Source organism: Rhodococcus sp. P4_E4 (genome assembly GCF_056401575.1).
Genome location: NZ_JBFUJB010000019.1, coordinates 130,057 through 143,847 on the forward strand (window position 1 = coordinate 130,057; position 13,791 = coordinate 143,847).

The 13,791-nt window shown below is 64.6% G+C and carries 10 protein-coding genes and 1 riboswitch; of the genes, 4 read left to right on the forward strand and 6 right to left on the reverse strand.

From position 1 onward, the window contains the following. Positions 1-14: 14 nt before the first annotated feature. Positions 15-1,157: a precorrin-3B synthase gene (cobG, locus tag AC1DVN_RS20995; RefSeq protein WP_477994186.1), complete on the reverse strand. Its 1,143-nt coding sequence runs from the start codon at positions 1,155-1,157 to the stop codon at positions 15-17. 51 nt (positions 1,158-1,208) lie between these two features. Next, positions 1,209-1,341, forward strand: a riboswitch (cobalamin riboswitch). 39 nt (positions 1,342-1,380) lie between these two features. Here cobG and cobN point away from each other — a divergent pair. Beyond that, positions 1,381-5,001 carry a cobaltochelatase subunit CobN gene (gene cobN, locus AC1DVN_RS21000; protein WP_477994187.1) on the forward strand — a complete coding sequence of 1,207 codons (3,621 nt, stop codon included), beginning with the start codon at positions 1,381-1,383 and terminating at the stop codon, positions 4,999-5,001. 39 nt (positions 5,002-5,040) lie between these two features. Here the strand turns inward: cobN and AC1DVN_RS21005 are convergent, their stop codons facing one another. Further along, on the reverse strand, positions 5,041-6,681 hold the full coding sequence (locus tag AC1DVN_RS21005; protein WP_037134397.1) for a GMC oxidoreductase: 1,641 nt from the start codon (positions 6,679-6,681) through the stop codon (positions 5,041-5,043). Positions 6,682-6,899: 218 nt separating this feature from the next. On the opposite strand from AC1DVN_RS21005, the gene AC1DVN_RS21010 reads away from it, so the two are divergent. Then, entirely contained in the window at positions 6,900-7,280 is a 381-nt protein-coding gene (locus tag AC1DVN_RS21010; protein WP_477994188.1) for a PPOX class F420-dependent oxidoreductase, read from the forward strand. 5 nt (positions 7,281-7,285) lie between these two features. Here AC1DVN_RS21010 and AC1DVN_RS21015 read toward each other — a convergent pair whose 3' ends face one another. The 4 genes from AC1DVN_RS21015 to AC1DVN_RS21030 are packed head-to-tail and all read right to left on the reverse strand — an operon-like array spanning position 7,286 to position 11,864. Continuing rightward, positions 7,286-8,191, reverse strand: coding sequence for a TIGR01777 family oxidoreductase (locus tag AC1DVN_RS21015; RefSeq protein WP_317832028.1), 906 nt, complete (start codon positions 8,189-8,191; stop codon positions 7,286-7,288). Beyond that, positions 8,191-9,549: a metallopeptidase TldD-related protein gene (locus AC1DVN_RS21020; RefSeq protein WP_477994189.1), complete on the reverse strand. Its 1,359-nt coding sequence runs from the start codon at positions 9,547-9,549 to the stop codon at positions 8,191-8,193. Before AC1DVN_RS21020 ends, AC1DVN_RS21015 begins: the two co-directional genes overlap by 1 nt. Next, the gene (locus AC1DVN_RS21025; protein ID WP_029538132.1) at positions 9,546-11,066 is read right to left on the reverse strand and encodes a TldD/PmbA family protein; all 1,521 of its coding nucleotides are present in this window, start codon (positions 11,064-11,066) and stop codon (positions 9,546-9,548) included. Before AC1DVN_RS21025 ends, AC1DVN_RS21020 begins: the two co-directional genes overlap by 4 nt. A gap of 30 nt (positions 11,067-11,096) precedes the next feature. Next, the gene (locus tag AC1DVN_RS21030) at positions 11,097-11,864 is read right to left on the reverse strand and encodes a TSUP family transporter (RefSeq protein WP_019748481.1); all 768 of its coding nucleotides are present in this window, start codon (positions 11,862-11,864) and stop codon (positions 11,097-11,099) included. 38 nt (positions 11,865-11,902) lie between these two features. Here AC1DVN_RS21030 and AC1DVN_RS21035 point away from each other — a divergent pair, with 38 nt between their 5' ends. Together AC1DVN_RS21035 and AC1DVN_RS21040 are read left to right on the forward strand one after the other, a co-directional pair. Continuing rightward, complete coding sequence (locus tag AC1DVN_RS21035) at positions 11,903-13,066, forward strand: sensor histidine kinase (RefSeq protein WP_019748480.1); 1,164 nt, start codon at positions 11,903-11,905, stop codon at positions 13,064-13,066. A gap of 57 nt (positions 13,067-13,123) precedes the next feature. Then, positions 13,124-13,783 (forward strand): response regulator, encoded by a 660-nt coding sequence (locus AC1DVN_RS21040; protein WP_003945024.1) that lies wholly within the window; start codon positions 13,124-13,126, stop codon positions 13,781-13,783. The last annotated feature ends 8 nt before the right edge of the window (positions 13,784-13,791 follow it).

Genomic DNA, 13,791 nt, shown 5'->3' on the forward strand with positions numbered 1-13,791 from the left:
ACACGATAGAGGCATCACCGATCGGCCGGATTCACCCGGTAACCGTCACCCGTCGCAATCACATCCGCTACGTCCCCGCGGGGACGTCCGCAGCTGCGGTCGCACCCGGCCCAGTGCTGGCGCCCGACGACGGGCAGTTCTGCCTGCTCGACGGCGGTGATTGCGTCGGTGCGCACATCGGCGAGCGACTTCTCGCATCCCGGGCTTCCGGTGCAGGCGGTGACGTCGAGCCACGGTGAGTTCTCGTCGAAGATCAACCCCATCGGCGCCAACACCCGGACTACCTGCTCGGCAGCCCATTCGTCGAGGTCGAAGATGTGCACCGATCGCCACGGCGTCACGACAACGGGCTTGTCGACGGCGGCCAGGAACTCGGCCAGCCGAGCGTCGAGCAGCCCGAATCGCAAGCCTCCGCCCAGGGCTACGGTCCCGTCGCGCTGCTCGAGCCAGCCGATGGTGGGCCGTGCATCCGGCGTGAGGTCCGCAGCACCGGTGGACTCGGCGCTCAGACCCAGCTGCTCGAGGGTGCGTTCGATTCCGTCCGGAACCTCGGCCAGGCGCCAGTGCTTGTCGCGGACGTCGAGGAATGATCGAGCCACCTCGAGGAGCAATTCGACGGCGTCGTCCGCCTGGACGAGATGAGTGGTGTGGTGACCGGCGAGCACCAGTGAATGCTCGGTGGCGCTGCGCGCATGGAGTCCGAAATCGCCCCGTAGCCCGGTGATGTCTCCGCGCCCGTCGTCGAGGGTGAACAGGGTTCGCCCTGGCAGATCCGCCAATGCGTGATCCGCTTGGATCGCCGAATCGAGACGGTGGACCAGTTCACGAATGTCGGCGACGCCCCCGATACGGCCGGACAGTGGGGACGCGAGGATGTTGCGCACTCGCTCGTGCGTCGCGGACGGCAGCAGGCCGGCCGACGCGATTCGCGCCGCGAAGGCTTCGGGATCCGAGACCGAGCGCAGTTGGACGTTGCCCCTCGAAGTGAGTTCCATCTGCCCGTTGCCGAGATCGCGCGCTGCGTCGGCGAGCGTCTGCAATTGGACCGGGGTGAGGAGTCCGCCGGGTAGGCGCACGCGTGCCAGTGCGCCGTCGGCGGCGTGGTGAACTTGCAGTGCACCCGGGCACGCGTCTGGCTGTGAACGGTCCGTGGGCATGGCTCCAGGGTACGACCTGTCATGAGTGCCTTCTGCGGACCGGTAGCATCACCACCACCAGTGACGGCAGTTGAGGAAACCGGTGAAAGTCCGGTGCGGTCGCGCCACTGTGAGTGTTGCTCGAGCGGGACGTGTTTCCGCTCGGAAACACGAGTCAGACCCTCAACCGCCGTCGATGACAGATCTGTGCCACGGGGCGCGAAACCCCAGGAAGGCTTCACCCGTGATTCTTCTGCTCTCCACGTCCGATACCGATCTGCTGAGCGCCCGCGCCAGCCAGGAAGCCGGCGACGGCGTCTCCTATCGCTGGGCCAACCCCTCACGCTTGCTGGTCTCGGAGGACTTGCCGCCCTTGCTCGACGGCGTCGACCTCGTGATCGTTCGTATCCTCGGCAGCCGTCGTAGTTGGGAAGACGGCTTGGAGATGGTCCTCGCCTCCGGACTCCCCGTAGTCGTTCTCGGCGGCGAGCACGCGCCGGATGCCGACCTCATGGAGTGCTCGACGGTCTCCGCCGGTGTTGCTGCCGAGGCGCACAACTACCTGGCTGAGGGTGGCACGCAGAATCTGGCACAGCTGCACCACTTCCTCTCCGACACCGTCCTGCTCACCGGTCACGGTTTCGAGCCGCCGGCTCACCTGCCTTCCTGGGGAATCGCTGATTTCGCGCCCGATCTCGACGCGGCGAGCGGTCCGGTCATCGCAGTTCTGTACTACCGCGCCCAGCACCTGGCCGGAAACACCCGGTACATCCAGGCCTTGTGCGACGCGGTCGCCGAGGCCGGTGGCACTGCGCTGCCGATCTACTGCGCATCTCTGCGAACCGCAGAAGCCGAACTTCTGAGCACGCTCCGCCGCGCCGACGCCATGGTCGTGACAGTTCTTGCTGCCGGCGGCACCAAGCCCGCCACCGCGTCCGCTGGTGGGGACGACGAAGCCTGGGACGTCGCCGCACTCGCTGCACTCGACGTCCCGATCCTGCAGGGGCTGTGCCTGACCAGTAGCCGCGCCACCTGGGACGAGAACGACGACGGACTGTCGCCTCTCGACGTCGCGACGCAGGTCGCGGTGCCGGAGTTCGACGGTCGCATCATCACCGTCCCGTTCTCCTTCAAGGAAATCGACTCCGACGGGCTGTCCACGTACGTCCCCGATGCCGAGCGCGCTGCCCGTGTCGCCGGTATCGCCGTCCGTCACGGCAAGCTTCGCCACATTCCGACCACCCAGCGTCGCGTTGCTCTGATGCTCTCGGCGTACCCGACCAAGCACGCCCGTATCGGCAACGCCGTCGGCCTCGACACTCCGGCGAGCGCAATCGATCTGCTCACCGAAATGCGTTCTGCCGGTTACGACCTCGGTCCGGTCGACGGCCCTGACGCAGTTCCCGGCCTGGCAGCCAAGGACGGCGATGCGCTGATCCACGCCCTGATCGCGGCCGGCGGACAGGATCCCGACTGGCTTACCGCCGAGCAGCTCGAGGGCAATCCGATCCGCATCTCGGCAGCGAAGTACCGCGACTGGTTCGCCACCCTGCCCGAGGAACTGCGCAGCGGAGTCGAAGAACACTGGGGCACAGCGCCCGGCGAGTTGTACGTCGATCGCTCGCAGGATCCGGACGGCGAAATCGTCATCGCGGCACTGCGATTCAACAACATCGTCCTCATGGTTCAGCCGCCGCGGGGATTCGGTGAAAAGCCTGTCGCGATCTACCACGACCCGGATCTGCCGCCGAGCCACCACTACCTCGCGGCCTACCGCTGGATCGCTGCCACCCCGGACAACGGCGGATTCGGCGCCGACGCCGTTGTGCACCTCGGCAAGCACGGCAACCTCGAATGGTTGCCGGGCAAGACGCTCGGCATGTCCAGCAACTGCGGCACCGACGCAGCGCTCGGCGACCTGCCGCTGATCTACCCGTTCCTGGTCAACGACCCGGGCGAGGGAACACAGGCCAAGCGTCGTGCTCACGCGACGCTCGTCGATCACCTGATCCCGCCGATGGCCCGTGCCGAAAGCTACGGCGACATCTCCCGCCTCGAGCAACTGCTCGACGAGCACTCCAACATTTCCGCACTCGATCCGTCCAAGCTCCCGGCTATTCGCCAGCAGATCTGGACACTGATGCGTGCCGCCAAGATGGACCACGACCTCGGCCTCGCCGAGCGGCCTGAAGAAGACGTGTTCGACGACATGCTCCTGCACGTCGACGGTTGGCTGTGCGAGATCAAGGACGTCCAGATCCGCGACGGTCTGCACATTCTCGGCCGTGCACCCCAGGGCGACGCCGAAATCGAACTGGTCCTCGCCATGCTGCGTGCCCGTCAGATGTGGGGCGGCGAACAGAGCGTCCCCGGTTTGCGTGAAGCACTCGGGCTCAGCGAAGACGGCGACGAGTCGCGCAGCCGTGTCGACGACGTCGAGGAAAAGGCGCACGCACTGGTTCGCGGCATGTACGACGCCGATTGGAACCCCGCTGCGGCAGAACAACTCAGCGACGACGAGACCGTCGTGAAGATCCTGCAGTTCGCGGCCACCGAAGTGGTTCCGCGTCTGCGGCAGACGGACAACGAGATCAAGCAGGTCCTGCACGCGCTCGACGGCGGATTCATCGCCGCGGGTCCGAGCGGTTCGCCGCTGCGCGGCCTGATCAACGTTCTTCCCACTGGTCGTAACTTCTACTCCGTCGACCCCAAGGCAGTTCCTTCACGCCTGGCGTGGGAGACCGGTCAGGCGATGGCCGAGTCGCTCGCCGCTCGCTATCTCGCCGATCACGGCGAGTACCCGCGCTCGGTGGGTCTGTCGGTGTGGGGAACCGCCGCAATGCGTACCTCCGGCGACGACATCGCCGAAGTGTTCGCGCTCCTCGGTGTTCGCCCCGTCTGGGACGAAGCAAGCCGACGCGTCGTCAACCTCGAAGTCATCGATCTCGAAGAACTCGGCCGCCCGCGCATCGACGTCACCGTCCGCATCTCCGGATTCTTCCGTGATGCGTTCCCGCACGTGCTCGCACTGCTCGACGACGCCGTTCAGCTGGTCGCGGCACTGGACGAGACGGACGAGCAGAACTACGTGCGCGCCCACGCACAGGCCGACCTTGCCGAGCACGGCGACGCCAGGCGTGCGACCACCCGTATCTTCGGTTCGAAGCCCGGAACCTACGGCGCCGGACTGCTGCAACTCATCGACTCCAAGACCTGGCGCGGTGACGACGACCTCGCCGAGGTGTACACCAACTGGGGCGGCTTCGCGTACGGCCGTGGGCTCGACGGAATCCCGGCAGCCGACGACATGCGCAGTGCTTACCGTCGAATCAACGTGGCGGCCAAGAACACCGACACACGTGAGCACGACATCGCCGATTCGGACGACTACTTCCAGTACCACGGCGGCATGGTTGCCACCGTGCGCGCGCTGACCGGAAAGTCGCCCGAGGCATATATCGGCGACAGCACTAGGCCGGAATCGGTTCGCACACGCACACTTTCGGAAGAGACCGCACGTGTCTTCCGGGCGCGCGTGGTCAATCCCCGCTGGCTCGACGCGATGCGCCGTCACGGGTACAAGGGGGCCTTCGAGATGGCAGCCACGGTCGACTACCTCTTCGGATACGACGCCACCACCAACGTGGTCGCGGACTGGATGTACGAAAAGCTCGCCGAGACCTACGTTCTGGACGAGCAGAACCAGAAGTTCATGACGCAATCCAACCCGTGGGCCCTGCACGGAATCGCCGAGCGGCTCCTCGAAGCCGCCGAGCGCAACATGTGGGAGCACCCCGAGCAGAAGACACTCGACGGCTTGCGTCAGGTGTACCTCGAAACCGAAGGCGAACTCGAGGGGGAGTAAACCTCGAGAATCACCGGCAGGTCCGGGCGCTGAAGTGTTTCAGCGTCCGGACTTGATGATCTGAGCGATGTTCCGCTCCGCCAGAGCAGTGATGGTCAGTGACGGATTGACGGTGCCGGTGCTGCCCGGAATGGCAGCGCCGTCCATCACGTACAGGCCGTCGTAGCCCTTGACTCGCCCGTAGCCGTCAGTGGCCTTGCCCAGAACCGCACCGCCGAGGGGATGCGCGGTGAACGAGGAATTGACGTCTTTCGCGAACGGCAGGGCGGACGGCAGCGTGGTGCCGGCGAAGGCCATCTTGTTCTGGACGGCGCGCAGGGCCTCGACGGTGGCGTCGTTGCCGTTCTTCGGCCAGTTCAGCACCACCCGATCGGAGCCGCCGTCGTAGGCGAAGTCGGCGCGCTGCGAATCGAGGGTCATACCCAAGGTTCCGAGCATGCCGATGTTGACGGGTAGCCCGGGGACGTACCAGTTTTCCAGGGAGAGGGGCATTCCCGACTCGTCGACGATGCGTGATGCCGACGGTGCGGCTTGCTCGGTGCCGTCACTGAAGCCGAACGAGCGCACCATCCCGGCGTCGCCGTTCGTTCCCCAGCCCTTACCGACGTGTTCGTTGAGGTTCGGCAGCGCGCCCGTCGCCTGGGCGCGTACCAGCAGTTCGGAGGTGCCGATCGAACCGGCGCCGAGGAACAGACGGTCACAGGTAAGAGTCTTCCGGGCCAGAACGCCACCCGTCGGATCCGTCGATTCGACGTCGACGACGTAGCGTCCATCACGTTCGCGACTGATCGCGAGCACCTGATGTCCGTAACAGACGGTGGCTCGTCCGGTGGCTTCGGCGGCGGGAATGTAGTTCTGCGTGAGGTCGAACTTCGCGCCGTTGGAGTTACCCATGTTGCTGTCACCGACAGTGGCCGAGGCTCGGGTTCGGCCGTCGAGTTCTGAGCGCACCACGTCCCAGTTCCAGATCCCGTCGATCCGCTGCGGATCGAATCCGGCACGACGAGCGTCCTGATCCCAACGACGCGAGTGACCGAAATTCGGGGTTTGGTAAATGTCTTCGGGCAACGGGCTCAGACGCAGCATCTGGCGCACCTTGGGGTACCAGGTGGACGCCATCTCGTCGTAGTCGAGGGAGTTGCCGAAGACTGCGTCGAAGAATCGGCGCTCGGGCGCGATCATCACGCCGGTGAAGATGATGGAACCACCGCCGACTGCAGCGCCGCGCCAGACCGAGATGTGTTCGTAGTCGGTGGCATCGAGGACGCCGCTGAAGTAGTCGCACACCACCGGGAGTCCGGTGAGGTTGGTGAACGATGTGCGCCGGAAAACTCCGCGGCCGTCGGCCAGCATGTCGGAGGTGTGAATCTCCCGCTGCGGATCGTGCGGCCATCGGAGTCCGCGTTCGAGGATGGTGACTTGGGTGCCGCTCTGCGCCAACCGGAGAGCGGTCGCGCTGGCGCCGAAACCTGACCCGATGACGATGGCTTCGGAATGTTCCGGGGGAGTGGGCGAGGGTACGAACAACTCGGGGACGAGTGCGCGGTAGTGATCGGCACCCATCGGTAGCGCACGCAGAGGCGCGGGGGCGGCGTGGCTGATCGATGTCGACATGAGCGGTGTCGCGGCTGCAACTGCTGCCCCCACTCCGGCCGCTTTGAAAAAGTCACGACGCTGCATGTCACGACGCTGCATGTGTTTGTTCGACTCCCCAGTTCGACGATTTGCCTCAGAATAACTCGAGATGGAGTTTGGGGACGAAACGGCATGTTGAATGCGCACAGAAACCGGAGAAAACGTGCATAAGTGGCATGTTTCAGCCGATTGCGGAAGGTCGCCGGATAGTCGCCGAGGCTCATCGGTGTCCAGTGAGAGGTTCCCGCCCCTATCCTCGAGGAGTGAACTCCGACTTCAAGCGCGTCTCCGAGGCCAAGTACGTCCTACTCACTACCTTCCGCAAGGACGGAACGCCGGTGGCGACGCCGCTCTGGGCCGCGCCGGACGGCGACAAGCTCCTGATGTGGACCGTCACCGATTCCTACAAGGTCAAGCGCATCAAGCGAAACCCCTTGGTCACAGTCGCCGCGTGTGACGCGCGGGGAAATCCGAAGGGTGAACCGGTTGCCGCCGTCGCCGAGATCCTCGACGCGCCGGGCACCGATCATGCTCGCGACGCGATCGCGCGTCGCTACGGAATCCTTGGCTGGATCACCTTGAAAGGCAGTCTCCTGCGCCGCGGCAAGACCGGAACGATCGGACTTGCCATCACTGCAGCTTGACCGCGTCAGTTGCCGAGCAGATCGTCCAACGCTGAATCGAACCGCGGATAGGTGAAGGGGAAGCCGTTGTCCGTCAGCACTTTCGACACGGCATGACGACCCGTCAGGCCCAAGGCAGCGTCGCTGCGCAGCAGGAACGCGCCGAATCTGACCATGACAGCGGGCGTCGGCGGCGCAGGTGGCCGGTGAAGGTGCTTGCGCAGCCCGGCCATCAGTTCTGAATTGCGGACGGGATCCGGGGCAGTCGCGATGACCACGCCCGAGGCAGCCGAATCGGGTTCGAGGGCCCAACGAACGATCGACAGCCAGTCGTCGATGTGAATCCAACTGGTCCATTGTCTACCCGAGGCAACGCGTCCGCCCAGACCGAGACGTACGAGCAACAGGAGTCGCTCGAGCGCCGGTGTGCCCTTCTCCAACACGACACTGGTTCGCAGGATCACTACTCGTGACGTGTTTGCTCCCTCGACCGCTGCCTCCCAGTCCTTTGCGACGTCGGTCATCTGAGGTGGTCCGTCAGCGAGTGGGGAAGCCTCGTCGAGTCGGGTCTCTCCGGCGTCACCGTAGATTGCGAGCGTGCTCGCCTGGATCCACACCGGAACAGGGTTCGCCAGTAGTTTCGACGCTTCGACCAGCGCGCGGGTCGGATCGACACGGGAGCTGGTGAGCAGTGCGATGTTTGCCGGGGTGGGTCGGCGATCGACCAACTCGCCGGCCAGATTGATCATCGCGGCGCCGTCGAGTTCTCCTGCCCAGTCGCCTACCGTGACACCGTCCCACTGAACCTGCCTGTGCCTGCCGGGTTTCGGTGACCGAGTCAGGACCACGACGTCATACCCGCGGTCGGCGAGATCGTCGCTGATCCGGCGGCCGAGAGCGCCGGTGCCGCCGGCGATCACGACCTTCGTCATCACTGCGCCTGGCTGACCGAGGACATGTGGAAGTCGGGAATCCGCATGGGCGGCATGGCCGTGCGGGTGAACCAGTCTTTCCACTCGCGGGGAAGCGTGATCTCGGTGCGTCCAGCCTCGGTGACCCGCCGCAGGAGATCGAGAGGGCTCTCGTTGAAACGGAAGTTGTTGACGGCGCCGACGATCTTGCCGTCCTCGATCAAATACACCCCGTCACGGGTGAGTCCGGTCAACAGCAGCGTCGTCGGATCCACCTCACGGATGTACCAGAGGGTTGTGAGCAGTAGCCCCTTCTCGGTACCTGCGATCATGTCCTCGATCGAGGTGTCGTCACCACCGGTCAGGATGAGATTGTCGCCGGGAACTGCGACAGGTCGACCGAATTCTCGTGCAGCGTGGCGCGGGTACGCCAGTGCATTGACGACGCCGTCTCGGACCCAGTCGACGGGTTCGATCTCCATACCGTTGTCGAACAGTGAGACGGATTCACTCGACGACGTCGTGATCACGAACGGCGCGGACTGCAAGCCCTCGGCGCCGGGGTCGGAGGTGAGTGTCAGTGGCAATCCGAGCTTCTCGCCGATCCGGGTACCGCCGGTGGTGGAAAGTGCGGTGTGGCCCTCTTCGGCGCCGCGCCCCTCCATGGTCCACATCAGATAGATCATCAGGTCCGCGACAGCCGAAGGCGGAAGAATCGTCTCGTAGCGGCCGGCGGGCAGACTGACCGAATTTTCCGCCCAGTCGAGCCGAGTGGTCAACTGCGACAATAGCTTCGGCACTGAAATGTCAGTGAAATCGACGGTCCCTGATCCGACCCAGGCGCTGGCGTCGCCGCGCTTGCCGTTGATCTCCACGGAGCCGGTGGCCTGAGCCGTTCTACGTCGCACGCCCGTCGAAGTTCCGAGCCAGGTGGTGTGCAACTGGTGGTGAGCGAAGCCGAACAACTGGTCGTCACCGTCGAAGGCCGTGGACAGGTCGGCAGCCAACTGCGCAAAGACACCGATGTCGGTCAGGGCGGCCGGCAGGTCCCAGTCGGTCTCTGCCGCCGACTGCGTGATCAGGTCGGACGCGTCGTCAGCCGGAGTGGCTGTGCGCGCAGCTTCTTCGCTTGCCTGTACGAGCGCAGAAATCTGCTCCGGATCGACACTGCTGGAACTGACAGTGCCCACCTTCGCGATGTCACCCTCGCGCACGATCGAGATCACCGTCCACGTCCGGGACAGCGAGACTCCGTTGGTGGTCATCGAATTGTTGGCCCACCGCAGCGACGCCTCACTCGCATCGGTCACGATCACCAACGATTCGTCTACCGTCCTCGCGGCCAATGCACGCTCGACGACCTGCTGCGGATCGATCACTGCTGAGCCTCCGAACGAGTATTGAGGATGTTGACTCCGCGGAACAGAGCGGACGGGCAGCCGTGGCTGACCGCCGCAACCTGACCGGGTTGCGCCTTGCCGCAGTTGAACGCGCCCTGCAGGCGCCAGGTCGACTCACCGCCAACGGCTTCCATCGAGCCCCAGAAATCCGTCGTCGTCGCCTGATACGCCACGTCACGCACCTGACCGTCGAGCTTTCCGTCACGGATCTTGAAGAACCGCTGACCGGTGAACTGGAAGTTGTAGCGCTGCATGTCGATCGACCAGGACTTGTCACCGACGACGTAGATGCCGTTCTCGACTCGCGAGATCAGGTCTGCGGTCGAGGTGTCCGTAGAAGGGTCGGGGGAGAGCGAGACGTTGGCCATTCGCTGGATGGGAACGTGATGTGCGGAGTCGGCGTACGAGCAGCCGTTGGAACGCGTCAGCCCCAGCCTCGGCGCGAACACGCGGTCTAGTTGATACCCGACCAGTGTTCCGTCTGCCACCAGATCCCACCGTTGAGAGGCGACGCCGTCGTCGTCGAATCCGACGCTGGCCAGGCCGTGCTCTTCGTTACGATCGGCGGTCACGTGCATGAGTGGCGTTCCGTATTTCAGCGTTCCCAGCTTGTCCGGCGTCGCGAACGACGTACCGGCGTAGGCCGCTTCGTAGCCGATCGCCCGGTCGTATTCGGTGGCGTGTCCGATGGATTCGTGGATCGTGAGCCACAGATTGGTCGGATCGATCACGAGATCGGTCGGACCCGCTTCGACGGTCGGTGCCTTCGTCTTCTCGGCCAGCCACTCCGGGATCTGCGCGAGCTCATCGCCCCAGTTCCACGTGCTCTGCGCCCCGAGGTACTCCCATCCGCGACCTACCGGCGGCGCCAAGGTGCGCATCGATTCGAAGCTGCCGGCCGACTTGTCGACGGCGGTCGCCTCGAACTCGGGGTGCAGACGCACCCGTTGCTGGGTGATCGACGAACCGGCCAGATCCGCGTAGAAAGTCTGCTCCTTGACCTGGAGGACACTCGCCGTGACGTGATCCACGCCGTCAGCGGCTTGAAGCCGTCCGGAGTAGTCGACCAGCAGCGCTACCTTGTCGGCCGTCGGTGTCGCGAAGGGATCTTCGAGGTACGGGGACACCCACGTTGCGTCGGCGTAGACGGGTTCGTCGGCGAGGGTGACCGGATCCCGATTGAGCGAGCGTAATGCCTTCGCAACCTCGACCGCTTGGCGTGCCAGCGCAGCCGCGACGTCAGGGGATACCTCGGCGTGCGAGGCGAATCCCCACGTGCCGTCGACGATCACACGGACGGCGACCCCGATCTCGTCTCCGTCGGACACCGCCTGAACTACGCCGTCGCGCAAGCGGATCGACTGTGTGAGCACGCGGTGGACACGAACATCGGCGTGCTGGGCGCCGGCTGTTCTCGCTGCCGACAGCGCCGCATCAGCGACAGCTCGCAGCGGGAGGGCGAGGAAATCTGCATCGACATCTCGGGTGACGGTCACGCACACGACGCTAGCCGACGACCGCCGATCTCAACCGAACTGCTGCCATCCGAGGCGAATCACCATGGCGATCACGACCACCAACAGCGTGATCCGGACGAATCCGGATCCCTTGCTCAGCGCCATCCGCGAACCGATGACCGCGCCGAGAACGTTGCACACCGCCATCGCCAAACCCAAACTCCACCAGACATGCCCGGTGACGGCGAAGTAGGCGAGCGCGCCGAAATTGGAACCGAGATTGATCACCTTCGCCATGGCTGCGCTTCGAACGAATTCGGTTCCGAGGAAGGTGGCGAAGCTGATGATGAGGAAAGTGCCGGTGCCGGGTCCGAGCAGACCGTCGTAAAGCCCGATGAGTCCGGCGGAGAGCAGCAGGACGAGGACGGTCTTGCGCTGCGTCGGACGATGAGTGGCGATCGTGGTGCCCAGCGTCGGCCGCATTGTCACGAAGACGGCGACAGCGACGAGTACGACCATCACGATCGGAATGAAGTACTTCTTGTCGATCAGTGAAACGGCCGCCGCCCCGCACGCGGACGTCACCGCTGCCAAGGCGGCTGCCGGCGCCATCTGCCGCCATTCCATCGGGATTCGACGCGAGAACGTGTACACCGCAGCACTCGTCCCGGTGAATGCCGTCAGTTTGTTGGTGGCCAGTGCGGCCTGCGGGGTCAATTGTGGGGCGACCAGAAAGAGCGCGGGCAACAGAATCAATCCGCCGCCGCCGACGACGGCGTCCACCCAACCCGCCGCCGTTGCTGCCGTCATCAGCAGTCCCCAATCAGCAATATCCACGGCGGTGACTCTTTCACAGCTGTGACACTCTTGAGCACATGCGGAGGTTCAGCCTGTGGCTGCGAGGAAAGCCGATGATCGCGGACAGCGCGCTGGCGCTCGTGTTCTTCGCGCTCGAGGTAGTCACGTTCGTCAGTTCGCCGCGTGAGGAGCGGTGGCCTCAGCTCGTCGTCGGATTTCTGATCTGCCTTCCCGTCGTGTGGCGTCGCAAATATCCGCGTGTGTCCGCTGCGTCCATATTGTCGATGTCGTACTTCGCGACCCTGATGATGTGGGCGACCGGGGATCCGGCTGCGGAACATCCAGGCCTGCTGGCGCTCGGAGTTTCGCTCTACACACTCGTTGCGTACGTCGATCGGCGTACCGGGGCGATATTCGCGTGCTTCCTTGCCCTGGACATGACTTTCTCGTTGCTCGTCATCCGCCAAGACGTGATCCTGACGATCATCATCGCGACGCTGCTCTATGCGCTGGCCTGGATCACCGCCGAGTTCTTGAGCGCGCGACGTGCCTACGACGAGGAAGTGGCCGCCAGACTCGAAGTGGCCGAATACGAACGAGACCGCCGCGCCGAGGATGCGGTGGCGACGGAAAGAACCCGGATCGCCCGCGAACTCCACGACGTCGTTGCCCACGCGGTCAGCGTGATGATCGTTCAAGCGGACGGCGCCTCGTATGCCGTCGATTCCAATCCGGCGTTGGCGAAGAAGGCGCTCGGCAACATCTCCAGCACCGGACGTGACGCGCTTGCCGAGCTTCGCCGGACCGTCTCGCTTCTGCGCACCGAGGTCAGTAGCGATTTGATGCCGCAACACGGAACGGCCGGCATTGCCAAGGTCGTCGAGATGATGCGTGCCGCTGGTCTCGGCGTGCGCCTCGAGCTGACCGGCGAGCTCGACGACGTCAGTCCATCGGTCAGCCTTGGCATTCATCGCCTCGTTCAGGAATCACTGACCAATGTCCTCCGCCACGCCGGCGCGAACCCGAAGGCCCGAGTCACCGTGCGCCGCACCGAGACCGCGGTACTGCTCGAGGTCGTCGACAACGGAACGTCGAGCTCGACCTTCGCTCACGGTTCGGGCAACGGACTGGTCGGCATGCGTGAGCGGGTGGCGGTACTGCACGGGACACTCGAGACGGGACGACGCCCCGACGGCAGTTGGCGTGTGTACGCAGAGTTGCCGCTCGAGATCCACGATTGATACCGGCTCGCCGCAATCGCATTGGCACCTACGTCTCAGGCCCGATAGGTTTACGCCGTGCCCATCACCGTGCTGCTAGTCGACGACCAGGAACTCATGCGGATGGGCCTGAACATGGTGCTCGAAGCACATGAGGACATCTCGGTCATCGGTGAGGCCGGTGACGGAGCCGCGGCGGTCGCAGCGGCGGTGGCGCTGAAGCCTGACGTCGTGTTGATGGATGTGCGGATGCCGATTGTCGACGGTGTGAAAGCGACGGAGCAGATTCTTGCCTCCGGGATCGAATCCAGGGTCCTGGTCATGACGACGTTCGACCTGGACGAACACGCGCTCGGCGCCCTGCGTGCCGGAGCGAGTGGGTTTCTTCTCAAAGACACCCCGCCCGAGGACCTCGTGTCGGCTATCCGCAGCGTGGCGGCCGGTGATGCGGTTGTTTCCCCGAAGGTGACACGTCGTCTGCTGTCGAGGTTCATCGTGGACGGTCCGGCGCCGCGACGCGATCCGGTGGTTCTCGACGTCCTGACCGAACGCGAACGCGAAGTCCTCGGGCACGTGGCCACGGGACTGTCGAACATCGAGATCGCACAGCAGCTGTACCTGTCCGAATCGACGATCAAGTCGCACGTCGGACGCATTCTGACCAAACTCGATCTGCGTGATCGTGTGCAGGCGGTGGTGCTGGCCTACGAGACCGGACTGGTGACTCCGGGCGCGTAGGCCAGCCG